We start from the raw sequence: 25083 nt of genomic DNA, 5'->3' as shown, positions 1-25083 counted from the left end.
CAATAGATATCGCTCTTTTAGAAAGTTATTTTTTCATAGCCAAATAATCTATTGCTAATTGGCTAAGCGCTCTAGTACCAACTTTGAATGATGATTCATCTACATAAAAGTATGGGGAATGATTATACGGCGCTTTGCTAACGTCTTGTCCTACTGGAGTGCCGCCTAAAAAGAAAAATAAACTAGGTATTTCTTGGGCATAAAATGAGAAATCTTCAGATGCCGTTAGTTTAGGCACCTCAAGTACATTGTCTTTACCTGCTACGTTTTTGAGCGTCGGTAACATTTGCGCGGTAAGGGCTGGGTCATTAATCGTAACTGGATAACCTTTATTGATTTTGACGTCAGCTTTAGCGCCTGATGCCATTGCTATATGAGTGGCCGTGGTTTTCATCTTATCAAAAATTTGGTCGCGATTATCCATATCAAAGTTACGAATAGTACCAATCATATTGACACTATCTGGAATAATATTATCGCGTACACCGCCACCTATTTTACCGAATGAGACAATAGCGGGCTCTTTAGTAATATCAATCTGACGGCTCACTATGTGATTAACACCGGTAACGATTTGCGCCGCAGTTGAAATAGGATCGACCCCATTCCAGGGCGCTGAGCCATGAGTTTGTTTACCGTTTACTGTTATATCAAAGGTATCAGCACTCGCCATAATAGGGCCGCTTCGGTAGCCAATTTGGCCACTATTTAAGCTCGACATAACATGCAATCCAAACGCAACCTCAGGCTTATACTTTTTAAAAATGCCTTGCTTCAGCATGAGCTCAGCACCGCCTTCTTCACCTTCAGGGGCACCTTCTTCGGCAGGTTGAAATACAAACATGATATTGCCGTGCAATTCATTTTTAACCGCAGCTAGTACTTCAGCCGTTCCCATTAGCATAGCAACATGAGTATCGTGTCCGCAGGCATGCATGACCCCAACGTCTTCACCCATATACTTAGTCACAATGGTTGATTTAAAAGGCACATCTGCTTTTTCGGTAACGGGTAATGCGTCCATGTCTGCACGTAGCATCACTGTAGGGCCAGGTTTAGCTCCCTTCAAAAAACCAACAACACCTGTATGCGCTATATCAGTTTCGACCTGCATACCTAGTGATTTTAGATGCTTGGCAACAAGAGCGGCAGTACGAGTTTCTCTATTGCTCAATTCGGGATGTTTGTGAATATCCCGACGCCATTCAATCACCTTTTTTTCAATACTTTTAACTTCTTTATCGATATTGATGTTGGCATGAGCACTAAATGTGCTAAAAGCAAAAATACCGATAACCAATGATAATAATGATCGTTTCATACTGTCTTCCTTGTTTGATGGTACTTCCTTGTTATTGCTTTGATATGCTCATGTGATAATTTTAGTGACCAATAGCGCTATTAAATATTTAAATATTGTCGCACGAGTTTATTGAATGCTTCAGGCTGTTCAATATTCGAGATATGCGAGGCATCGATAGTAGCCAGCTTAGCGTTAGGTATATGATCGACCATATATTGACCATCGGCAACTGTTGTTACTGGATCTTCAGATCCTGCAAGCACTGTGACTGGCACGCGGATATTCTTTAACTGCTCGCGAGTATCAGCGACAGATAATGCCTCACAGCAGCTGGCATAACCCTCACTACTGCCAGCTGCGAGAGCGTCAGATAATGCTTTAACTACATCAGGATGGTTATCGATAAATCTTGCTGTGAACCAACGCGAGGCAGCTGTAGTGGCGATAGGCTCTAGACCTTGCTCACGTACCAATTGCGCACGATCTACCCATGCCGCCTCATTACCAATCTTCGCGGCGGTATTGCATAGCATTAAGTGATGAAAGCGGTTGGGGTGATTAATAGCCAACCATTGACCAGTCATACCGCCCATAGAGATGCCACAAAAAAATGCTTTATCAATATTCAAGTAATCCAGCAAGTTAATGACGTCTTGCCCAAGCTGATCCAAACTATAAGGACCTGTTGGTGCAGAAGACTTACCATGGCCACGGGTGTCGTAGCAGATAATAAAATAATCGTGCTGCAAGGCATCGATTTGTGGCTGCCACATATGATAGCTGGTACCTAAGGAGTTGGAAAATATCAGAGCAGGATTGCTGCTATCACCAAACGTGGCGTAATTTAGAGCTATTTCTTGATTGTCAAATATGGGCATACTAAGCATCCTTTTTTAGGACTAAAATGTTGAAGGCATATGTAGAGATGAGGATCACGCTTGATAATTAACCCGCTCAATAATCATCGCGATACCTTGTCCTACGCCGATACACATTGAGCAGATGGCATAACGCTTACCTGTTTTCTCAAGTTGATTGAGAGCGGTTAAAATCAAACGTGCGCCTGAGGCGCCAAGCGGGTGACCAAGGGCAATCGCACCGCCATTAGGGTTGACGCGCTCGCTATCATCAGATAATCCTAAGTCACGCGTACAGGCGAGAGCTTGAGCGGCAAAAGCCTCGTTTAATTCAATGACATCCATCTCATCAAGTGACAGTCCAGTTTGCTTAAGCAGCTTTTTCATCGCTGGTGCGGGAGCAAAGCCCATAATACGTGGCTCAACGCCTACCGTAGTTGAGGCCACAATACGTGCACGCGGCTTTAGATTAAACTCTTTAACGGCTTGCTCTGATGCTACTAAAAAAGCCGCTGCGCCATCATTGATACCTGATGCATTGCCAGCCGTCACGGTGCCATCTGCGGTGATGATAGGGCGCAGCTTGGTCAACTTCTCAAGTGTGGTATCAGCACGAGGGTGCTCATCAGTATCGACGCTGACAGGATCACCTTTACGCTGCGGGATGCTGACAGGAGTAATCTCATCGTTGAAAAATCCTGCCTCTTGCGCCGCTGCGGTACGTTGTTGGCTACGTAATGCAAATGCATCTTGGTCAGCGCGATTGACATTGAACTGCTCTGCGACATTTTCGGCGGTTTGTGGCATGGTCTCCGTGCCATATAGCTCATCAAGATTTGGATTGATAAAGCGCCAGCCCATCGTGGTATCTTCGAGCTTTTGACTACGACCAAACGCTTGATCTGACTTGCTCATTACCAATGGCGCACGGCTCATACTCTCAACGCCACCTGCAATAATAAGGTTGGCTTCACCCGCTTTAATCGCGCGCGCCGCTATCGCTAACGCATCCATAGACGAGCCGCATAAGCGATTCACGGTAGTGGCAGGCACTTGATAAGGTAGGCCAGCTAGTAACGACGACATACGCCCGACGTTGCGATTGTCTTCACCGCTCTGATTAGCACAGCCGTAAATAACGTCATCTACTTTTACCCAATCGACATTGGCATTACGTTCGATTAGCGCCTTGATAGGTATAGCACCTAAGTCATCGGCACGTACTGGTGCTAGACCGCCGCCGTAGCGTCCAAAAGGGGTGCGAATGGCATCAATAATATAAGCGTTGTTTAAACCAGTGGTTGAATCGATCATGGCGATTATCCTAAGTTTTGATTGTTCTAGGCTTTGATTAAGTGGGCTTTTTATTTAGTAGCGTCAATTAGCGTCGAACCCGTCAATGTTTGTAAGTCTTTAAAGCTTAAGTTGTCAACTATCTCCGTGACGACCATACCTTTATCAGTCACATCGATGATGCAGAGATCAGTATAAATACGATCCACACAATTTTTGCCAGTCACAGGGTAGGTAAGCTCGCTGACGATTTTAGGCTCGCCAGTTTTGGTCGTGTGATTGGTCATCACAAAGACTTTTTTGGCACCGACGGCTAAGTCCATAGCGCCGCCAACAGCAGGTATTGCATCTGGCGCACCCGTGCTCCAGTTGGCCAAATCGCCGTTTTCAGCAACTTGAAACGCGCCCAATACGCAAATGTCGATATGACCACCACGCATCATGGCAAAGGAGTCGCCATGATGAAAGAAGCTACCGCCATCGAGCATGGTGACATACTCTTTTCCGGCATTAATCAGCTCAGGGTCTTCCTTACCTTTGGTAGGTGGGGGTCCAAAAGCTAGTAAGCCGTTTTCTGAATGCAAAAATACATCTTTATCATCCGGTAGGTATTGGGCAATTTTGGTCGGTAGTCCGATGCCTAAATTGACATAGGCGCCATCTGGAATATCTTGTGCAGCGCGCTCGGCGATTTGATCGCGGGTCAAAACAGTGTAGGAAGTATGGTTCATGATGACGCTCCTTATAGTTGGCAGTATTAAGCGGTGGCTGTAGTAGCAGGGCTAGTAGATTAAGTGCTAGCAGGCTGAATGTGCACCACATGCTGTACAAAGATACCCGGCGTAATAACGTGCTCAGGATCAAGCGCGCCAAGCTCAACCGTTTCAGAGACTTGAGCAATAGTCACGTCAGCTGCCATTGCCATGATTGGACCAAAGTTACGGGCAGACTTGCGGTACACCAAGTTGCCCCAACGATCGCCTTTATCGGCTTTAATTAAAGCAAAATCAGCCTTGATCGGATATTCAAGAACGAAGTCTTTGCCATCGATATTACGAGTCTCTTTGTCTTCTGCCAGTAAGGTACCAAAGCCTGTGGGCGTATATACCGCACCGAGTCCCATACCAGCTGCTTGAATGCGGCAAGCCAAATTCCCTTGTGGTACTAGCTCAAGTTCAATCTTGCCAGCATGATAAAGCTCATCAAATACCCAAGAGTCGGACTGGCGCGGAAAAGAGCAAATGATTTTACGCACAGCACCCGTTTTTAAGAGTTTGGCAAGACCATGGTCGCCATTGCCGGCATTGTTATTGATGATAACTAAGTCTTTAATACCCAAGTTGATCAGGCCATCAATTAGCTCAGCAGGCTGACCTGCAGTACCAAAACCACCAATCATAATGGTAGCGCCATCTTTAATTTGACTGAGTACGTCAGAGATGCTTTTATCAGCTTTATTAATCATGTCTATATCCTATAAAAATTCATATGAGGTAATGTCTTTAAGGTTGATAAGCGGTGCACAGGTTGAGTCATTGCTCTGAGACTACTTAAGTTTTGTCGTAAGAGCGCCACTCTTAATTGGCTTCATCATTAGCGCTCTTTAATGAGGTTGATAATGTGGGTAATAGGCGTTTTTTGGTTAGGATGTGATGAGCAATCATGCCGATAAGAATGCCCCAAAATACAGAGCTTAATCCCAAAAAGCTCATACCCGATGCAGTGGCCAAAAATGTAATTAAGGCAGAGTCTCTTTGATCATCGTCTTTCATAGCGAGCGTAATATTGGCAGAAATGGCACCGATTAATGCAAGACCGGCTAGTGCCGCGACAAGCTCTTTTGGAAGTAAGCTAAATACCATCACAATACTGCCAGCAAATAAACCGCCAAATAAATAGAAAATGCCATTGGCGACGCCTGCAATATAGCGTTTCTCTTTTATCTCATGAGCATCTTTACCAGTACACAGCGCGGCAGTGATGGCAGCAAGTACAATAGTAATACCGCCGACACAAGCAACAGCTAAGGAGGCGATACTAGAAACAGCAACGATAGGTTTGGCTGGCGTGTCATAGCCACTTAGATTTAAAATAGCCATACCGGGTAAGAATTGACCTGTTAAGCTCACAAGGATGAGTGGTATAGCGAGGTTAAACGTTGAGTTCCACGACCATTCAGGGGCAATAAAAGTGGGTATAGTAATGGCTAAATTAAAATCGACAGGGTTCATTTTGCCAAGTAAGATACTTAAGATGACGCCACACAGTAGTACCCAGATCATCGTGTAGCGTGGTGATAAGCGTTTAGCGAATAGGTAGCAAGCCAACATACTAAAAACAATAAATGGCATCGTGTCAGTTGCGACAAATAATTCTAAGCCGAACTGAAATAAGATGCCTGCCATCATGCCAGCGGCGATACCGTTAGGAATCCCTCTTAGAATTTTGTCAAAGTAACCGGTCACCCCAACAATAAATATCACAATGGCTGAGATGATATAACCAGCAACGGCTTCATTGATACTCATCTGTGGAAATAGGGTAACCAGTAGAGCGGTACCAGGTGCGGACCATGCCGTGATAACCGGTGTTTTATATTTAATAGATAAATAAATACCGGGAATGGCAGCACCGATGGAGACCCCCCAAATCCAAGACGCCATCATGGCATCTGATACTTGCGCGGCTTGTGCGGCCTGAAAAAAAATAATTAAAGGACCAGCATAAGAAATCAGAACCGCTAAGAACCCTGCAACCGATGCGGAGAGCGACCAGTCGTTTTTTAAGGTTTGGATTACAGAGGCCATATTGCTTCCTTGCAAATTAGCATTCGTTACGGGGTTGCAAATTAAGATGCATGCTACTAATTGGCAGATTTATTGTTATCCTTCGTCGCCACCGCCCACAGGAATAGTACTACCAGTGATATAAGAAGACTCATCAGACGCTAAAAAAGCGATAGCGTTCACTTGCTCATCGATTGTGCCGTAGCGTTTCATAAAGGTACGATCAATGGTTTGGTCAACCACGGCATCCATCCAGCGTTTTTCATCGGCAGTTAAAGGATTGGCATTACGAGGAATTTTTCTAGTCGGGGCTTCAGTACCGCCAGTTGCTACTGCATTCACACGGATGCCATCGTTTGCATATTCAAAAGCGAGCGATGCGGTCATGGCGTTCACGCCACCTTTTGCTGTCGAGTAGGGTATGCGGTTGATACCGCGAGTAGCAATAGAGGACACATTAACAATAGTGCCTGACTGCTGTTTGACCATGGTTGGTAATACCGCATGGCAACACCATAATGTTGGAAATAATGAGCGGCTGATTTCCTTTTGGATTTCTGCTTCAGAAAAGCTGGTAAAAGGTTTCATCCATATTGCGCCGCCGACATTGTTGACTAATATATCTATGCGCCCATAGCTATCAAGTGCCTTATCAATAGCCTCTTTAGCACCTTGATGGGTTTCAAGGTCAGCTTGAATGGTAACGGCCTCTCCGCCATCAGTAATGATTTCAGCTAGCACCTCTTCTACTAATGGAGAAAAGTCTGCCATGACGATTTTTCCGCCCTCACTTGCCAAACGTAAAGCGACTCCGCGTCCGATGCCTTGGGCGGCACCAGTAACGATACATACTTTATTATCAAATCTTTTACTCATGACAGTCTCCTAAAAATCTTGCTCATGCTTTGCTAGTAGAGTAATACGGCTAGGCTACGTTATTGTTCACTGGGCGTGAATTTTTCATAGTAAAAATTACTCGGTTTTAGATTGCTGCTGTCTAACCAGTTACTCACCGCATCCACCATCCCTAACGGACCACACAAGTAGACATCGACGTCACCATCGTTCAGCCACTCATTATCAACATGACCGGTAACATAGCCTTTACGCTCATGCTGGCTGTCTTCAGTGGCGACACAGGTGCGGTAGTCAAACCAAGGGTGGTTTTGTTTGACTTCTTCTAGTTTCTCAACTTCTATAAGATCAAAATCGTTGGTGACGCCGTAGACCATCCTGACAGGATGATGAGCACCAGACACCTCTAAACTTTTTAGCATCGATAAAAAAGGCGCGATACCGGTACCGCCTGCTAGAAATAGAGTCGGGCGGATTAGAGGGCGCAGGTAAAAGCTACCAAATGGACCCTCAAAATTAATCTCTTGACCTATAGTCGCAGTATCAGATAAAAAGGTGCTCATTTTGCCGTTAGGAATATTGCGGACGACAAATTCAGCTTGCTTAGCGCTTGGCACGGAGCTAAACGAGTAAGAGCGTGTTTCATCAGTATCAGGAATACGGATGTTGACGTATTGACCCGGAAGAAATACCAAAGCGTCTGAGTTGTCCACTTCGACACCAAAATGAATGGTAGATTCAGACAACACATTGAGTTGTTGTAATTTGCCTTTAAAAGTAGATTTACCAACTTTACAGGCTTCAGAGGAGCTGGGCACCTTGATCACGCAGTCGCTCTCAGGAATCATCTGACAGGTGAGGACATAACCTTCAGCAGCTTCAGCTTCTGTCAATGCATCTTCGATATACATATCAGGGTGCATGTCGTAGCTGCCAGATTCACAGTGGCAACGGCAAGTACCGCAAGCACCATCAAGGCAATCCACAGGGATATTGAATTTTTGACGATAAGCGGCTTCGGCGACGGTTTCGTCGGCTTCACATTTGATGAAGCCTGTGACGCCGTCTTCGAACTGTAGAGCAATATTATATTCCATGAGAAATATCCCTTTTCAACACGTATTAATTAAAAGCTAGTGGCTAAATAATGAGTGAATAATGATTAGACGTGATAGACGTCCATGATTTGATGCACATAGTCGTCTTTTAAGACCACATACTTATCCAAAATTTTTGGTTGGTCTTGAGTCATGTCTATTTTGTACTGAGAGTAACCCCAATAGGTATTGGTCTCGTGATAGCGAAAGGACTTGTTGATCCAGTTGAAACGCACCTTCACAATACCGTCATTGTCTTCGAGTAGTTCAATATTCGATAAATTGTGCGTGGTACGCGTATCAGGTATGGTCGCTGATGAGCGCTCAGTCTCGATGCGGAAGATACGATCTTCAAGACCACGGCGATCCGGATAATAAATCAGCGAGATTTCTCGTTGTGGGTCGCTGATGAGCTGACCATCATCATCCCAACTTGGCATCCAGAAAGGGCAGTCTTCATCGTAATAAGTGAGCCATTCTTCCCATTTTTTCTCATCCAATAAACGCGCTTCACGGTATAGAAACTGTCTAATGTCTTCAATGTTAACAGTTGCATTTTTCATGATTGATATCCTTATTTTTTTGTCAGTTCTACAATAAATAGCAGAGTAATAATAAAAATGTATTAGTCGCTATTAGCACCGTGTAGCTGCTGCTCTTGCTCTAGAGCTTTTTTCATCTCTTCATGCCAGTAACGATGTTGGACGGTATATAGCCCTTCATCTTCAGTCTTAACACCACTCATCAAAGGTTTGAGGTCAATAGCGGCAGCGCCTTCATCTGCACCTTGAATCCAATGCTCAGAGCCTCGGCACATATCATTCCATTCAAGCTTGATACCGTTATAACCTTCTTGACACGAGCGGAACTCTTCTAAGTCATCAGGTGTTGCCATACCAGTAACGTTAAAGAAATCTTCATACTGACGAATACGGCGTGCACGTGCCTCATCGCTTTCGCCTTTTGGTGCGATACACCAGATACTGACTTCAGTTTTGTCAACCGCGATAGGGCGGAGCATGCGAATTTGTGAGCTGAACTGATCCATGATGTAGACGTTTGGATATAGGCATAAATTACGTGAGCGCCCAATCATCCAGTCCGCCATGGCTTCACCGTAGCTGGCGACATACTCATCGCGATAAGCATAGTTTGGACGGTCTTGTGGGTTTTCCCATTGTGTCCATAACAGCATGTGACCGTTTTCAAAAGAATAAAACCCACCGCCTTGTCGACCCCATTTGCCAGCGTTCATGGCTTTGATATTGTCTTCTTTGACAGCTTCAGTTTCTTTACGGCGCGCAGTTGTCGCAGCGTAGTTCCAATGCACGGCTGATACGTGATAGCCGTCGGCACCGTTTTCAGCTTGCAGTTTCCAGTTACCATCAAAGGTGTAGGTTGAGGTGCCGCGTAGAACTTCTAGACCTTCTGGCGACTGATTGACAATCATGTCAAGAATTTTGGTAGAGCCGCCAAGCCAGTCTTCGATTGACTGAACATCATCATTTAAGCTGGCAAAGATAAAGCCTTTATAATTGGCCATCTTCACTTGTTTTAGGTCGTGTGAGCCTTCTTTATTGAAGCATTCTGGATAGCCTGCATGTCTTGGGTCTTTAACTTTAAGCAGCTTACCTGAGTTGTTAAAGGTCCAACCGTGGAATGGGCAGGTGTAAGTGGCTTTATTGCCTTTTTTATGTCGGCAGAGCTGTGCACCACGATGTGAGCATGAGTTAATCATGCAATGCAGCTCGCCTTCTTTATTGCGGGCAAGAATAACAGGCTGACGACCAATGTATGAGGTGTAGTAGTCGTTGTTATCAGGAACTTGAGACTCATGAGCCAAATATACCCAATTGTTTTCAAAGATGTACTTCATCTCAAGCTCGAACAACTCTTCGTTAGTGAAGGCGCTACGATGCAGGCGATAAATCCCTTTTTCACTGTTGTCTTCTAAAAAATCATCAATAGTGATGTCTGATCCTTCAGGTACTAGATTGATACGCTCGCTCATGGCTGCCTTCCTTGTATAATGACGGTATAAAATGAGATTAGAAGCTAACGTTTGATACGACAACTGAGGACATATCAAACGTAAGTCGCTAATAGTTATTAATGAATGCTATTTAATATGAGTGCTCATTAACCTTGAGCACGGCGGCGTTCTACTTCGCTGCCTTGTATAGCTTGGTCAATGTCTTTTACTAAATGAAAGTCAAAGTCGATACTTGCGTAAGGCTTATCAAGCGCTTTTTCTTTTAGCTTGTCCGCATCTTCGACCATCGTTACCTCTGGTACCAAACCTTCGCGGCTTGCAAAAGCAAAGTCATCCCATAGGTACTCATCGCCATCGATGTTAATCTGCGTGGTCAGTTTGCGATGACCATCAGCACTGGCAAAGAAATGAATGTGAGCTGGGCGATGACCGTGACGTCCTAGCGCGCCCAATACTTTTTGCGTCATTCCTTCTGGTGGTACCGAGTAACCTAGCGGCACGATGCTGCGGAATGCATAATTTCCGTTTTCATCGGTAATGATGCTACGACGTAAGTTGAAATGAGACTGTGATTCATCAAAGAAAGAGTAGTTACCTAAGCTGTTGGCATGCCACACTTCAACTTTTGCGTTTGGAAGAGGCTTTCCATCTTCACCATAAACAGTGCCTTGCATAAATAGCACGGTGCCATTATCAAGGTCAGTGCCATCATCTAGACGCGCAAAGCCCTTTTCTTCTGGCGCACCAGCGACATAGAGCGGACCTTCAATAGTACGTACAGTCCCGCCATCAAGACCGGCTGCTTTTAAATCCTCTTCAATCATTAAATCCATGAAGTGATCGAAACCCAAGCCTGGTGATAATAAACCAGCTTCTTTGCCCAAATCACCGATAAACTCAACGCCAGACCAATATTCATCTGCAGTGATTTTTAAGTCGTTAATGGTTTGCATAAGGTCGGTCACGATACGCAAGACAATCTCTTGTACGCGTGGATTGACTTGCTCAGGGAAGTCGATTTTGCCTTTGATGAACTGAGTGGCTAATGCTTCAATTTGGCTGCGTTCCATGTCTCTCTCCTTGTTGAGGACTGTTTTATTAAGGGGTAATTGCAGTGAGTATTCTTACTCAGTTTTTATAGGTTCTGATATCAGCTGTACTGGCTTGCTTTAGCTGTCATCACTACGAACAGATGATGGATGACGTAACAATGGTGTCACTTCAACCTTCATGTACGGATAGAGCGGTAATGACATCATAATGTCGTGTAGCTCTTCATTACTCTCAACATCAAAGATGCTGAAGTTAGAGTACTGACCGGCTATGCGCCAAATATGACGCCATTTACCTTGCTCTTGGAGCTTTTGTGATAATGCTTTCTCAGTTGCTTTAAGCTCGTTGACCTTGTCGGCGTCCATATCTGTTGGGATTAAGACATCCATTCTGACGTGATATAACATAATTATTTCCTTATATTTAATGATAGGTAACTTTGTTAGCTGTTACAGTATTTCAGTTTGAGCATTAGTGGCAAATTGCGGCTTCGATGATTTAAGTGAATTATTGATTGCTTGTCTGGCATAGTGATAGACCTTATCGCTATCTACTTCAATGCCAAGACCTGCACCTGTAGGTACATTTAAGCCAAAATTTTGATAATCAAGAGGCTGTACTAAAACGTCTTCGGTTAATAGCAAAGGACCAAACAGTTCTGTATCAAAATTTAAACTGGGATAGGTTGAGAATACATGGGCTGATGCTGCCGTACCGATAGGACCTTCAAGCATCGTGCCACCATAGAGCTCGATACCTGCTAGATATGCCATTTGCCCAATAAGACAAGCAGCTTTTAATCCGCCTGCTTGATTGATTTTCACGGCAAAGACGTCGGCACAATGATCTGCTGCTAAGGTAAAAGCATTCTGAGGGTCTTGGACAATTTCATCCGCCATGATAGCTACATCAAAATGTTCGGTTAAACGTTTTAGTGCGGCTTTATTGCGCATTGAGATAGGTTGTTCTATTAACTCAACGCCGCCAGCTTGTAATAAGCTAATACCTTGCATTGCCTCAAGTTCTGTCCATGCTTGGTTAACATCAACTGTGATACGGCAATCAGGTAGCGCTTTTTTGATAGCCAATACGTGGGCAACATCATCAATAATCGGATTGCTACCGATTTTTAATTTAAAAATGCGATGGCGCTTTTGCTCAATCATGCGCTCAGCTTCTGCGATATCGGTCGCTGTATTGCCGCTAGCAAGCGTCCATGCTACTTCGATGCGATCGCGGACACGGCCACCAATCAGCTCACTTACTGGTAGGTTTAGGCGTTTGCCTTCGATATCGAGTAGGGCAGTTTCAATCGCACACTTTGCAAAACGGTTGCCATTAACATGAACACTTAGCAGCTGCATGGCTTTCGCTGTGCTAGTAGGCTGTTCTTTTAATAAAAGAGGCGTAAAGTAGGTATCGATATTAGTCTTGATACTATGAGGGCTTTCTTCTGCGTAGCTTAGACCACCAATGGTGGTCGCTTCGCCCCAACCTTCATAGCCATCTTCTGTTTGAATATGTACTAAGACTAGTACTTGTTCTCTCATGACCGTGCAAGCGAGCTTGTGCTCTCGAATAGTCGGTATCGGTACTAGCAAGGTGTTAATTGAGCGAATCATATCTGTCCTTAATTTATAAGTCTTACTTCCTTATGCTTAATAAGAACTATAATTGCTGGATAACGACATGTCTAAGACCTATTTAGTCTGTTATTAATACCTTTTAGGTATTTTGATAACCAACCCGCACCATGTTATGTTCTTTAGGTATCGATAGGCTTATAGGTCACTCAAGGAATAACATTCAATGGAATTGAGACATTTACGCTACTTTGTAGCGGTGGCAGAGGAAAAAAGTTTTAATAAGGCAGCAGAACGTTTGTTTATTTCGCAACCACCACTGAGTCGTCAGATAAAACAATTGGAGGAAGAGATAGGCGTCACGCTGATTGATAGAGACAATCGACCTCTAAAGCTTACGGAAGCTGGCGAGTTTTTTTATGATCATGCGCTGCAGATAATAAAAAAATCAGATGATCTGCGTGCTATGACTTTTCGTAAGGGTAATTTTGACAACTCACTCTCTATAGGTTTTGTATCATCGATATTATATGGCATATTGCCAAAAGTGATTGCGCGCTTCAGAGAGGTCTATCCAAATATAGAAATTAAGTTATATGAGTTAAACTCTTGGCAGCAAACGCAAGGATTGGTAGATGGTAAAATAGACGTAGGATTTGGCAGGCTACTATTTGAAGATGCTTCTATCAGAAGAATGGTCCTTAGAGAGGAGAGTTTGGTTGTTGCAGTTCCTGTCAGTCATGTGCTCGTAAAGGAGAATCGTACTAGCATCAATCTAATGGATTTAACCAATGAAAATCTATTGTTATATCCAACAGCGCCGCGTCCCAGCTTTATTGATTATGTGTTGGAATTGTTTGAAGCCCGTAACTTAAAAGCCAATTATCTGACTGAAGTACGTGAGTTACATGTTGCGTTAGGGTTAGTAGCAGCAGGTGAAGGCCTGACTATTGTGCCAAAGACGCTTGAGCATCTGCGTAGTCAAGAAGTGACTTATATTCCATTTGAGGATGGTCATTTAACCTCACCGATTGTGATGAGTGTCAGACATTTTGACAAATCAGAATTGTTAAAAACATTGTTAGACGTGACTTATCAGATTTATGATGAAGAAGGGTTTGATTATAAGCGTGAGAAAATATGAATACATCATAGTGTTAATATAGAATATAAACCTATGCGTGAAAATTTACGAGTGCTAGTTCAATAAACGAGTCATTGCCGTTAAGCCCAATAAAAGCTAAGGTATTGACTCGTCCCAGTAAGGTGGCGTGCCATAATAGCCTTCCACAAAATCAATAAAACACCTCACTTTATGTGGTAGCAATTTTCTATGGGCATACACTGCATATAAGCCCAAAGCCTCAGGCTCAAGTTTTGGCAACACTATGACTAGTTTGCCACTACTAAGCGCTTCGCTGATAATAAAAGTCGGCTGTAATACCAAACCTGCGCCTGCAATAGCCGCGTCCACCAATACATCACCATTATTACTACGAAGCTCGCTACCTTGCTTGAGGTATTTTGCTTTTAATAATTGGTAGATATCGTCCTTACCATCCATATTCATATAGCTGTAATGCAAATAGCGGTGTTCGGCAATATCTTCAGGCTGAGTTGGCGTGCCATGTTTGTTCAGGTAATCAGGTGCGGCGCATAACATCACACGAATGGGTGCGACCTTCTTAGCAATCAGTGACGAGCTTTTTAGCTGCCCGATACGCAAGGCCACATCGAAACCCTCCTCGACAATATCGACTTTGCGATCAGTCAATTGTAGGTCGACCTTGACCAATGGATAATGTATCTGAAAGTCAGTGATTAACTTAGCCATATGTTTTAAGGCAAACGATACTGGTGCACTGATTCTTAAGACGCCTTTGGGATTCTGTTGTAAACCACCTAATTTTGATTCCATATCATCAATGCTAAGTAAAATCTGTTGTGCATGTCCGAAGTAATGACTGCCAGCTTCGGTAAGGCTGACTTTACGAGTGGTGCGATTAAGCAGGCGACTATTTAGCTGCTCCTCCAACTTAGAGACATATTTGCTTACCAACTGCGGTGACAGCTGCAAGGTATTTGCCGCATTACTAAAGCTGCCTTCGGTCACCACTGCCACAAAGGCGCGCATCGCATCGATTCTATCCATATTTTGCCCTATTTCTATTTAACCATCAAAATTCAACGCTAAAACAATTATCAATGATATGTTGTTAATTACTCAATATTATCTATCTTACTCTTTTACTGTGTTGATAGTAAAGTATGGTTATTCCAGGGATTAAATACCCTTCCTAAAATAAACCTAATGGAGTAATAACAATGAAAATGTCAGTACTGAATAGAATTTTGCTATCTAAAGCGGGCGCTGCCGCTTTAATCCTTCGTGTACCCGTAGGTTTGATTTTGATGGCTCATGGCTCACAAAAGTTATTTGGCTGGTTTGGTGGCAATGGGCTGGCTGGCACGGCTGGGTGGTTAAGCAGTATGGGTATGGAACCTGGTTTCCTAATGGCAATATTGGCAGGGAGTGCTGAGTTCTTTGGTGGTCTTGCCTTAGTATTAGGATTATTGACACGACCAGCTGCATTAGTTGCTGCATTTACGATGTTAGTCGCCATCTTCTCTGTACATATCGGTAATGGATTATTTGTCGCTGATGGTGGCTATGAGTATGCCTTAGTATTGATGGTCGCTTTGATTGCTTTGGCAATACAAGGTGGCGGTTATCTCAGTATGGATAATGCTTTATCAGAAAAACTAGATAATGTTTAATAAATCCACATTTACTCGCTAATAGTAAGTGTCCATCTTAAATAATGGCAATTGGACTAAAAACTGGCAACATATATAAGATAAAGAAGGCGATGTTCGCTGGCTTGTGACTTTAGTATGCTTCCATGTGGCTTATTATTATTTAACAGCACTGAATTCCAGTAGAATTGTGCCTGTTCATCCTAGCAGTATTTAGTAAAGATAATGGAGTGAAGCTAATGAATAATGAGTCTATTTCAGCCACGCAGCCAGTATTATTTATACCTCACGGTGCAGGTCCTTGTTTTTTTATGGAGTGGCAGCCAGCTGATACTTGGGATCAAATGGCTGAATTTTTAAAAAATATCTCAAGTCGCTTGCCACAGTGTCCCAAAGCTGTTTTGATCATCAGCGCACATTGGCAAACACCCGAGTTTAGTATCACCACTAGTATGCAACCTGATCTAATTTATGATTATTATGGGTTCCCTGAGCATACTTATCAGCTGACTTATCCAGCAGTGGGCGCGCCAGTATTGGCTGAACGGATAGGTAATATGCTCACTGATGCAGGTTTAAGCAATAAACAAGATGCTACAAGAGGCTTTGATCATGGAGTATTCATCCCGTTGAAACTCATCTTCCCTAATGCGGATATCCCAGTAGTGCAGTTATCGCTACGTCAGGATCTTGATCCTGAAGCCCATTTAATGGCAGGTAAAGCAATTGCGGCATTACGTGATGAAGGGGTGTTGATTGTGGGCAGCGGTATGAGTTTTCATAATATGCGCGGTTATGGCGATAAAAAATTCACGGCTCCATCAGTGGCATTTGATGATTGGTTAACTAAGACGGTTGCAGCCGATGAAGATGCGCGATTTGCAGCCCTTAGTGATTGGTCTAAAGCGCCCCATGCTATCGAGTCTCATCTATTAGGAAGCGAAGAGCATTTGATCCCGCTGATGGTTATCGCGGGCGCAGCAGGAACAGATCAAGGGCAAAAGGTCTATTCTCAGCAAGTAATGAACACTCAGATATCAGCCTTTCGGTTTGGCTAAGCTCAGATTCTTCTATCAAACCTCAATATCAATCAAGCTACCTAAATGTTTCTAAAATTAATGAGAGCCCGCTAAAATTCCTCAGTAGATGCTTAGTGGGTTTTTTATACATAACGCAGCTATGTGGTCTACGCTGTAAGTCAGGTAGAAACCAACTTGGGAGGTTTTAGGCATACTGCTTAATCATAACCTATGCTATCGATTTCGTAATCATGCAATCCATATCTAAAATGAGTAGTTCGATACCTGTATAGCGCATCGATCATAAATCAATGCAAATGAGTGTTATGGTTAGGAGGTTTTGAGCACACGAAAATCAACAGTCAGTCTATAGTGGTCAGCATACTATCAGGCGAGTCTGACACGGCAAATCCCATCACACGACAGGCATACAAACCTAAACACGGCTAGATAACACTAGCCGCCTTTGATAAGAATATAGGTGACATCATCTGTCTAGAATTGTTCAAGCGCAGATGGGTTAAAGTTTAATAGGTTTTCATGGGTCTTATGCGCACCATCAGCTTTCTTGTATTTATAAGTCTTTATTCAACGACTTTGAGGTTCTATTTTTGCCACAACCTTACCTGCCGAACTGTCACACTGAAATCAGCTTCCTTCTTTCCTAATTATTAACGGTGCCTAACAAAGACGCACATTTTTCTTTATATATTAAATTAGCCTTATCCTTTTATAAAAAAATCATTTTCGGTGGCTGATGCATTAAGAAGTTTTGGTGAGAGATATTCCAAGCATAAGCGCCTGCTAAGGTAAAAACTAGGTAATCGCCGATATGCAGCGCGTCAATCCATTGATCTTTTGCCAGTATGTCTTTGGGCGTACAAAGCTGACCGACAAGGGTTGCCTTAGTGCCAGTGATGGCGGCTTTCGCTATCAGACTGTCTTGCGGTTCGGTTTCCAGTGTTTGGCTCATGCGGCGCGGCATGATGAAAAAAGGATGATTGTGCTGCTGCGCGGCGGGCGTTCTAAAGTGATGCGTGCCGCCATGACCAATCACAAATGTCTCGCCAAGATTTTTTTTGATATCCAGTACCTCCATGACGTAATAACCACAGGGCGCAGTGATAAAACGTCCAATCTCAAACCTGACCGTAAACTGCGGATTTGCCGTTAAAATGCTGGCAAGCTGTTGACAGAATACTTCCCACTCAAAATGCTGCGGCTGCTGATCATAGTGAATACCAATGCCGCCACCCACATTGATGGTCAGGTTTGAGGGCAACGACGGATAATCGTGCTGCCATTTCTTGACCATCTCCATATAGCGCTGCATTAATAGCAGATGGCGCTCGACTGATAATTGATGCGACATCAAGTGAAAGTGAAACCCACAAAATTCAATAAATGGGCTTGAGTCGATGATAGCTAGCGCTTGCTTGAGATGGGTTTCATCTAGCCCAAAGGGGGTAGGCTTGCCGCCCATGACCAGCTTACTGCTGCCGATATCACCAATATCAATATTCATCCGCAAAAATATACGGACGGGAAGCTGCAAGGATTGGCTTAAGATCTGGATTCGAGTCAGCTCGACCAGACTCTCCACATGAATGGTATCGATTTGCTGTTGTATGGCTTGCTGTAAGTCTGAGGTCAGCTTGCCCGGTCCACCAAAAATAATAGGGTGGTTTGGCTGGTGGGTTTGTAGCCAATTGAGCTCGCCTGCAGAAGCGGCCTCAAACCCATCTACATGCTCTGCTAAGGTTGATAGTATCTTAGGCTCAGCATTGGCCTTTATGGCATAAAACAGCTGCGTGTTATTAGGCAGGCAGCGCTTCATAGCTGTTATACGCTCTTCTAGAGCTTCCAAGTCATAAATGTAAGCACAGAGCGGCGACGGCTGCGCACCATAATTATGGATACAGTCAATTATTTTTTGAGGAAGCGAATGCTTATCTGAGGTTTCGACTAAGTGTGTTGTTGTCACGTTTGTCATCATTTTAGGCAACCTTTGATTCAGATAATTTATGAGTTTTTATATTGTCTTTATTGGCGTTGAGCATAGAGGACTGCCACGGGCAAGGGAGCATCACGTAGGCGGAATGTTTATCAGCAAGCGTGAGTAATCGAGTTTTATAATTGGTCTTGCTGGGTAAGCTACCGCCGTCTAACAAATCCTGAATTTCAGGCTGAGTACCATATACCAGCTGCCAGTTCATCAATATATCTTTGACATGCTGCCAAAGTCGCGCCTCTAAAATCTCTGCTGATTGCGCACCTCGGCATAAATAAAAGATGGCCTCACTAAGATTGTTCACAAAAACGCAATAGGCAATACGTGACCATCCTGCTGCTTTAGAATAGCGTATGGATTGTTTACAGCGCTCGGATAAACCAGTCGCGTCAGCAAGTGACCACAGGCTATCAACCAGCTTGGTGCCTTCCAAATCTCGAATCCAGACGCATGTCGGCAGACCTTGATGAAAGCCAATTACCGTGTTTTGTAAATGCGGCTCGAAAACAACGCCATGATTAAAAAAGTAATCAAACGTGCCGTCAATTAAAGTATTTGCATAACGGCTGAACCATAAGCAGGCTAGAGTGTCATAAGATGAATACTCGTTATCACGTTGACCAGTGTGTACGCAATGTTTTTGTAGCTGGCGCTCGATGACGCTGTCTCCGAATTTATCCTCTGTAAATAAGGCCGCAGCAACTTGTGGCGTTAGGTATTTAATTTCATCCGTCGTAAATGACTCTCGAAATAACATGCCAAAGGACTCGGTAATAAACTGAGTCGAGCTGGAATCGTCATCGGGGAATTTGGCGCTCATATCAAGGGTGGCAGCCCCCGGCTCTAACATCAGCTTAAAAGCTGGCGCAGTCAGACGCTTGCTGTGATCAATTTTATCTAAAATGCTATTTAGATAAACGGCACTGTGGAGCTCATACCAAGCGTTTTTGCGAATGCAATTGGTCAGACGAACATGGATAGAGCATTTGATAAAATGTGATAGCTGGTGATGATATAAGGTGCGCACCGATGAGGTTGGGGATACTGCTTTACCCGTCAGACCAAGCGGTATCATATATCCTGATGTGACAGCCCGCTTGATGGTCGGATTTGCCAAGATGTCATCGGCTTCCCACGGATGACAAGGGTAGTAAACCCAATCGGTGTCGCTATCAGTATCTGAATTAATAGACTCTAGTAAGTCGCCAGCGTCAGCAAGTAAGGTGTGAGCGATATTGCGCAGTAAGGTTTTGGTGTCTTTGCCAATATAGCTGACGAGGGAGGAATCAACCTTAAACCAAAACAGAGCAAATTGGCTTTGGGTTTCGGGCGAGTGCGCCAATAAAGACGTCATATCGACCCCTTGCCGGCTTTTCGGCGACGGATGATACGCATGACCCCACAGCAATGCTTGTTCGCTATCTATATAGCCATTAACGGTGGATTTATCTTGCTGTAAATCGTGATGGTAGTTAGTAGCGTGGTTGCTAGAGGCCTGCAAAAAAGCGGTTGTCACCCTGATGCTATTATCAATCTGGTATTTTAGCTCTTGGTTGATATCGATTTGATAACGCGTAGCAATATAACTGTGCAGATAATCGACCAATTGATAAATGTTGAGGCACGCCCATGATTGACCGCGCACTTTTAGCCAAGGCGCTCCGCTTGGCTGGCACTTGCCTAGATGACTAAAATACGCCACTGGCAATACGATTTTTGCAGAAGCGATCTCATTAGCGACAGGAAATCGAATCGTTAATAGGCGCGTGCTTAGGCAGGCGTGGTTATCACGTAGACACAGTGGTAAGTCGTCCTCAGACTCATCAATGCTTAGGTCTTGATTGGGGATGGCAAACTCACGAAGATAACAATTGATGATATTTGTCAGTGCATGCTGCTCAGACTTATACTGATGGTACTGCGAAAGCAGGCTTGGCACTGGGGTACTTTCAACTGTTTTACTGGGTAGTAGAAAATTTGGTATCGTGTTGTTTGATAGTGAATAGTTTGGTTTCATAAGTGATGTCTTTTTTTTAATGTTTTAGATGTTTTAGAGTGATTGTTGTTGGTAGTTCCCTTTACACAATATTGCTATATTTTGCTTGATACATTTTGATGGTTATTATCGCGATAACTGCCATCATTGCTGAGAGAACAAACGGAGAGAGCAAACCAAACATCGGTACAAATAAAGTGACCGACAATCCTGCTAGCACGCCGCCCCATTTTGCTAGCGCATCATAGCGAGAGAATATTTTGCCGCTATGTTTAGACTGATTGGTATCCGCCATTTGTGCATGCAGGCTTTGATAACACATAAACATACCAACGCCAAATAGCATTCTAGCCAACCAAATCAAGAGAAGATAATCCGTCAAATGCAGTAAAACCGAACTCGCTAATACCGTAAAACCAAGGCTTAAGGACATTGCTGGCAGGCGTTGGCTGATGCGCCCATAGAGCAGCTGACAGATCAGATACATGACATGAGGCATTGCATATAACTGTCCTATTTGAGAGGTGCTAAGCCCAAAAGTTTTGGCAAATGGCAAAAAATAGGGGAAAGTCGCTACCATACAAAAGGCTAAGAAAAACTGCAGCACCGATATAAACAGATAAGGATTGGCGAAAAAAGCTGTGCTCGTTAGACTTTGTGCTGAGTGCTGAGTCTCCTTTTTATCGCTTTTAGCTGTGTTGCTGTTACTGTTGTTGGTTTTGGTTTTGGTTTTGGTTTTTGTAGATGCTTTTGGCAATTGGGTAGTCTTGGTGCTTGTGCTGACATTGTCTGCTTTGATAACGTCTTTTTTTAACAAAAAGCTGAGTAGTAATGCTAAGAGCGGCAGAATGGCAAGTACGCGATACAAACTTAACACCTCGTAATAGTGTACCAAAAACCCTAGCCCAATCGGGGCCGTAATCAGGGCAAGTCGTGCTGAGAATTGAGTGAAATTCAACACCTGTTTTAAGGCGTTTTTATCAGTGATACTGGTGGCTAAATAGGCGTTTGAGGCAGCCATTGTCCCACCAAACAGCCCCTGAACGCTCAGCCCTATGACGAGCTGCCATAAAGACTGAGAAAATCCGCATATCAAAAACCCCACCGCCAAACCCAACTCCGCCCGCAACAAGGATGTTTTGCGACCATATGTATCGGCAAAACTTCCCCAGTATCTGGCAGCGATGGCAGTCATGAGGGTCGGTAATATAAACAGCAAACCAACCCAGCCTGATTGCAATGGCGCATTTAGCTCTTGGAGCATGATTGGTAAAAACAAAGGCATACCTAACGCAGAAAACGCGGACAGGTAGTGACAACATAGGACGATTGCCACCATCATTCGATAGCTCATTAGGAATCCTGTTTGTGTCGCTGCATAAGTTTTAAGGTATTGGGCGCTGATTTACCATAGAACTTATTGATATCAGTCGCGCCAGACTGCTCTTTTGACAACAGACTACCAGCAGACAATAAGTATTTGATATACCAATGCTGGTTCTCTAATAAGACTTGCTGTGCAAGATGGATGTCGTAACCTTGTTTAGAGAGGCTATGTAAGGTCGTATCAATACAGTCTATTAAGGTTTGATAGGCGTCATGACGGTTGATGATGTTATGGGCGCTCATCATCTCAATAATGGCGGTGATGTCGAGCTGGAGCGTGATGGTCAAAAACATCTGCGCTAATGCTAACTCATCTTCAACGACGATACGTTGGTCTTTAATATCCTTGATGTCATTAATAGCACTGCTATTTATCACATCGCCTAAACCAACTTGTGCCATGCCAGCGTTAAATCTTGGTGGATAAAGGCGTGCAGAATCATTGTCTTTCATGAGCAAGGTCATCGTGCTGCTATGTTGATCAAATACAATGACGGCATTTTGCTGATTGGCTTCTAGCGCAATGCCATATTTTATCCATAAATTTAAATGAACATGGCATAACAGATGGATGTACTCTTTTAACCAAAGCTTGCTATCACCATCATAAAACTGTGCAATTAAGTGGCTGATAAAGGGACGACCATCAGGCATGACCCTGCCGAATGCTGCCACAGGCACAGGGGTTTTATCCGTTAAATTGATATCGTCATAGCGCCTGACTATAAAGGCGAGCGTCTTATCATCGCCCATATGACTACCTAGGCTTTCATCGCAATGGGCGTAACACTCTTGTAGCGCGGCATCATTTTTTTCAATCAATTGTAAGGTGCGTTGAAACCAGTGACCATCATAAATGGTTGAGGGCTTAATTAAGCGCACGTTTTTATTGCCTAAGGTGCGGACAATGAGCGGTATTTTAATATGAACATTTGGGTCAGCACAGCACAATACCGTACGCACAGATAAGGTTGGTTGTACGCTTAGCGCAGACTTGGGTGCCAATATGAGTTGCCGCGTATCATCCTTGAAAGCATGTTGCAGCAGCGGCAAAGTTAACGGATGTATGGGAAACAGATGGTGCGTCTGTTGGAGGTCCGGACTGAGACCGACGTCTGCACAGCTTGGCCAAATATTAGGCAGCTTGGCGCTGACAGTGCTTAGTGCTTTAGAGATAGCAACCCAATGTAGACTAAAGGTTGGTGCAAACTCTGGACTATAGGCTGCGATATCAGACGCGTCCAGACCAAGCTTGGCTCGGGCAGTCGGATAATAAGGGTGATCCAAATACGAGGCGACTTGATCGGCGTATAGCAAACGCTCAGACCAGCTTGGGTATTCATTAATATTGCGCTTAAGATGGCAGCGTTGAGACTCAAACCCTTGGCGCGCTAACGCTCGGTGTTCGGTGGCACAATCAAGCTCAAGCAGATAGCTGTCGAGCGCAGTCTCACAGGCATCTGGCAACTGTTTGAGAATGGCTACAAAATCCTGATAGTCATGCTTGATGAGGTAATCGCCTGAGTTTTTTTGAAGCCACATTGGGCTGGCAAGTTGCCAATATTGCATATAATCACTGGCTACAATCGGCAACCAGTCGGTTTGATTGGACGAAGTTATCTTTAGCCACAACTTCTGCTGTTTTAACACCTCTGGCAGATGAGGAAGATCAAATTCTGTTTCCATAATGGTGCTATCTGACAGCAAGCCATAGACGTCTTCGCGGATACAGGTGTTGATAAAGCGTTCGGTAATATATTGTTTGTCCATTATAAGCTCTCAAAATATAACAAGTTAAAAACTAAAAGTTAAATCGGTAAAAGGTGTGTCTAAAAATTTTATGATTCAAACTGCCATTGCAAATTTTCTATGGCATCGCTTAGCACGTCATTCATGGTATTTGTGCAATCGGAATAAGCCAGTAGTCGGCTCAGATAGTCTTTATTAGAGTGGGTAATATGAATGGTTTGATGTTGTTTTTTTAGGGGCTGATGGATAATGACACTTTGTTGGGTTTGTTTTTTAAATGAGGCAGGAGCAGATCGAATCGTGCCAGATTGAGGTGCAACAATGTAATGAATGCGTGCATGCGTACTGATGGCGAGTGACCCGAACTCGGCCTCTAACTCAGCAATGCTGACCCCTTGATGCAATCTAACAATGGTGTCAAACCATGGGTAGTGCGCCATATCATGTAATAAAAACTCTCTGCCATCACCGATGCTGCGATAGTTGATTTCAACCAAATGCACCTCGCCCGTTGGGGTAATAATAAACTCACTGTGACAGACGCCAAGTCCAACACCGATATCTTGTAGAATCGCCAAACAACGCTCACGGTACTGTACACACAAAGGCGTATTCCAAACTGCATCAAGCTCTACAAAATGTGGCGGTTCGGTCAATGTCACCTCAAAGCCGCCTACCGCCACCAAACGCTCACCATCTCCGAGTGTCTCTAACGTAATTAAGCGCCCAGCCACATAGGACTCAACCAAAATAGGCAGGGTTTTTGACTGCCAAAAACTTTGGCAATAGCTTAGCAGCTCGTTTTTATTCATACAAAGCTGAACGTCCATGCTAGCGACGCCTTGCTTGGGTTTAGCGACTAGAGGGAAGCTGATGCTGAGATTCTCAAGGTGTAAATCTTTGGCGGTTAGCAGCTGATAGCCGGCTTGGTATAAGTGAGCAGAATGCAGCTGTGTTCTCATTAAGTACTTGTCTTTAAAGACCAAGCAGTGACACCAGTCTTTACTAGGCAAATGGAAAAATTCAGCGACCACAGCGGTTGCGGCTTGTAGATGGTCGCTATTACTAAAGACCAGATTGGGCAGGATATGATAATTATTTAAGGTATCAATGATCGCTAGAGGGTTAAATACATCGCATTCAAGGATGCTGATTTGCGCCCCTAAAGGCGTCGTTATTAACGCATCCATGTGTGCCTCTTTATCATCGGTTATGATAATCAATTGACTGTCAGGTACGTGCCTCGATTTCAATAAGGCGGGGATAAAACCTTCAATAACTGCATCGTTGACCACATGAGTGATGAGAACCGTAGAATAAGTCATAGAGTTTTCCTTTCATAATT

General features: G+C 43.9%; 22 protein-coding genes. 3 read left to right on the top strand and 19 right to left on the bottom strand.

Annotation, left to right across the window (positions count from 1 at the left end):
* Nucleotides 1-25: 25 nt before the first annotated feature.
* The 13 genes from OEG80_RS06415 to OEG80_RS06355 form a co-directional block, all read right to left on the bottom strand.
* Nucleotides 26-1321 carry a M20 family metallopeptidase gene (locus OEG80_RS06415; RefSeq protein WP_149408319.1) on the bottom strand — a complete coding sequence of 432 codons (1296 nt, stop codon included), beginning with the start codon at nt 1319-1321 and terminating at the stop codon, nt 26-28.
* A gap of 80 nt (nt 1322-1401) precedes the next feature.
* Complete coding sequence (gene pcaD / locus OEG80_RS06410; protein ID WP_263242416.1) at nt 1402-2181, bottom strand: 3-oxoadipate enol-lactonase; 780 nt, start codon at nt 2179-2181, stop codon at nt 1402-1404.
* Between the two features lie 54 nt (nt 2182-2235).
* Nucleotides 2236-3474 carry a 3-oxoadipyl-CoA thiolase gene (gene pcaF, locus OEG80_RS06405; RefSeq protein ID WP_149408317.1) on the bottom strand — a complete coding sequence of 413 codons (1239 nt, stop codon included), beginning with the start codon at nt 3472-3474 and terminating at the stop codon, nt 2236-2238.
* A gap of 50 nt (nt 3475-3524) precedes the next feature.
* The gene (locus OEG80_RS06400) at nt 3525-4184 is read right to left on the bottom strand and encodes a 3-oxoacid CoA-transferase subunit B (protein WP_149408316.1); all 660 of its coding nucleotides are present in this window, start codon (nt 4182-4184) and stop codon (nt 3525-3527) included.
* A gap of 59 nt (nt 4185-4243) precedes the next feature.
* Nucleotides 4244-4918, bottom strand: coding sequence for a 3-oxoacid CoA-transferase subunit A (locus OEG80_RS06395; protein WP_149408315.1), 675 nt, complete (start codon nt 4916-4918; stop codon nt 4244-4246).
* A 112-nt stretch (nt 4919-5030) separates the two neighbouring features.
* Complete coding sequence (gene benE, locus OEG80_RS06390; protein ID WP_263242414.1) at nt 5031-6260, bottom strand: benzoate/H(+) symporter BenE; 1230 nt, start codon at nt 6258-6260, stop codon at nt 5031-5033.
* A 75-nt stretch (nt 6261-6335) separates the two neighbouring features.
* Nucleotides 6336-7115: a 1,6-dihydroxycyclohexa-2,4-diene-1-carboxylate dehydrogenase gene (locus OEG80_RS06385; RefSeq protein WP_149408313.1), complete on the bottom strand. Its 780-nt coding sequence runs from the start codon at nt 7113-7115 to the stop codon at nt 6336-6338.
* Nucleotides 7116-7174: 59 nt separating this feature from the next.
* Nucleotides 7175-8191, bottom strand: a complete 1017-nt coding sequence (gene benC / locus OEG80_RS06380) for a benzoate 1,2-dioxygenase electron transfer component BenC (protein WP_149408312.1) — start codon at nt 8189-8191, stop codon at nt 7175-7177.
* 65 nt (nt 8192-8256) lie between these two features.
* Nucleotides 8257-8754 carry a benzoate 1,2-dioxygenase small subunit gene (benB, locus tag OEG80_RS06375; protein ID WP_149408311.1) on the bottom strand — a complete coding sequence of 166 codons (498 nt, stop codon included), beginning with the start codon at nt 8752-8754 and terminating at the stop codon, nt 8257-8259.
* A gap of 62 nt (nt 8755-8816) precedes the next feature.
* Complete coding sequence (gene benA / locus OEG80_RS06370; protein ID WP_149408310.1) at nt 8817-10202, bottom strand: benzoate 1,2-dioxygenase large subunit; 1386 nt, start codon at nt 10200-10202, stop codon at nt 8817-8819.
* Nucleotides 10203-10330: 128 nt separating this feature from the next.
* Nucleotides 10331-11254, bottom strand: coding sequence for a catechol 1,2-dioxygenase (catA, locus tag OEG80_RS06365; RefSeq protein ID WP_149408309.1), 924 nt, complete (start codon nt 11252-11254; stop codon nt 10331-10333).
* A 99-nt stretch (nt 11255-11353) separates the two neighbouring features.
* Entirely contained in the window at nt 11354-11644 is a 291-nt protein-coding gene (catC, locus tag OEG80_RS06360) for a muconolactone Delta-isomerase (RefSeq protein WP_011513602.1), read from the bottom strand.
* A 42-nt stretch (nt 11645-11686) separates the two neighbouring features.
* Nucleotides 11687-12859: a muconate/chloromuconate family cycloisomerase gene (locus tag OEG80_RS06355; protein ID WP_149408308.1), complete on the bottom strand. Its 1173-nt coding sequence runs from the start codon at nt 12857-12859 to the stop codon at nt 11687-11689.
* Between the two features lie 187 nt (nt 12860-13046).
* On the opposite strand from OEG80_RS06355, the gene OEG80_RS06350 reads away from it, so the two are divergent.
* Nucleotides 13047-13964 (top strand): LysR family transcriptional regulator, encoded by a 918-nt coding sequence (locus OEG80_RS06350; RefSeq protein WP_133104318.1) that lies wholly within the window; start codon nt 13047-13049, stop codon nt 13962-13964.
* A gap of 96 nt (nt 13965-14060) precedes the next feature.
* Here the strand turns inward: OEG80_RS06350 and OEG80_RS06345 are convergent, their stop codons facing one another.
* On the bottom strand, nt 14061-14972 hold the full coding sequence (locus OEG80_RS06345; protein WP_263242410.1) for a LysR family transcriptional regulator: 912 nt from the start codon (nt 14970-14972) through the stop codon (nt 14061-14063).
* A gap of 173 nt (nt 14973-15145) precedes the next feature.
* Here OEG80_RS06345 and OEG80_RS06340 point away from each other — a divergent pair, with 173 nt between their 5' ends.
* Together OEG80_RS06340 and OEG80_RS06335 are read left to right on the top strand one after the other, a co-directional pair.
* On the top strand, nt 15146-15598 hold the full coding sequence (locus OEG80_RS06340) for a DoxX family protein (protein WP_263242408.1): 453 nt from the start codon (nt 15146-15148) through the stop codon (nt 15596-15598).
* 218 nt (nt 15599-15816) lie between these two features.
* Nucleotides 15817-16635, top strand: a complete 819-nt coding sequence (locus tag OEG80_RS06335; RefSeq protein WP_149408305.1) for a DODA-type extradiol aromatic ring-opening family dioxygenase — start codon at nt 15817-15819, stop codon at nt 16633-16635.
* Nucleotides 16636-17326: 691 nt separating this feature from the next.
* Here the strand turns inward: OEG80_RS06335 and OEG80_RS06330 are convergent.
* The 5 genes from OEG80_RS06330 to OEG80_RS06310 all read right to left on the bottom strand — a co-directional run bounded on the left by OEG80_RS06330 (nt 17327) and on the right by OEG80_RS06310 (nt 25063).
* Nucleotides 17327-18589, bottom strand: coding sequence for a type III PLP-dependent enzyme (locus OEG80_RS06330; protein WP_263242477.1), 1263 nt, complete (start codon nt 18587-18589; stop codon nt 17327-17329).
* A 4-nt stretch (nt 18590-18593) separates the two neighbouring features.
* The gene (locus OEG80_RS06325) at nt 18594-20624 is read right to left on the bottom strand and encodes an IucA/IucC family protein (RefSeq protein ID WP_263242406.1); all 2031 of its coding nucleotides are present in this window, start codon (nt 20622-20624) and stop codon (nt 18594-18596) included.
* A 61-nt stretch (nt 20625-20685) separates the two neighbouring features.
* Nucleotides 20686-21957 carry an MFS transporter gene (locus tag OEG80_RS06320; RefSeq protein ID WP_263242405.1) on the bottom strand — a complete coding sequence of 424 codons (1272 nt, stop codon included), beginning with the start codon at nt 21955-21957 and terminating at the stop codon, nt 20686-20688.
* Entirely contained in the window at nt 21957-23759 is a 1803-nt protein-coding gene (locus tag OEG80_RS06315; RefSeq protein ID WP_263242403.1) for an IucA/IucC family protein, read from the bottom strand. The genes OEG80_RS06320 and OEG80_RS06315 overlap by 1 nt, the downstream gene beginning before the upstream one ends.
* A 68-nt stretch (nt 23760-23827) precedes the next feature.
* A complete protein-coding gene (locus OEG80_RS06310; RefSeq protein WP_201531772.1) occupies nt 23828-25063 on the bottom strand; it encodes an ATP-grasp domain-containing protein in 1236 nt (411 codons plus the stop codon).
* Between the last annotated feature and the right edge of the window lie 20 nt (nt 25064-25083).

Source organism: Psychrobacter sp. SC65A.3 (assembly GCF_025642195.1).
GTDB classification, from domain to species: Bacteria; Pseudomonadota; Gammaproteobacteria; order Pseudomonadales; family Moraxellaceae; genus Psychrobacter; species Psychrobacter cryohalolentis.
This window is presented reverse-complemented; position numbering and strand designations above follow the sequence as displayed.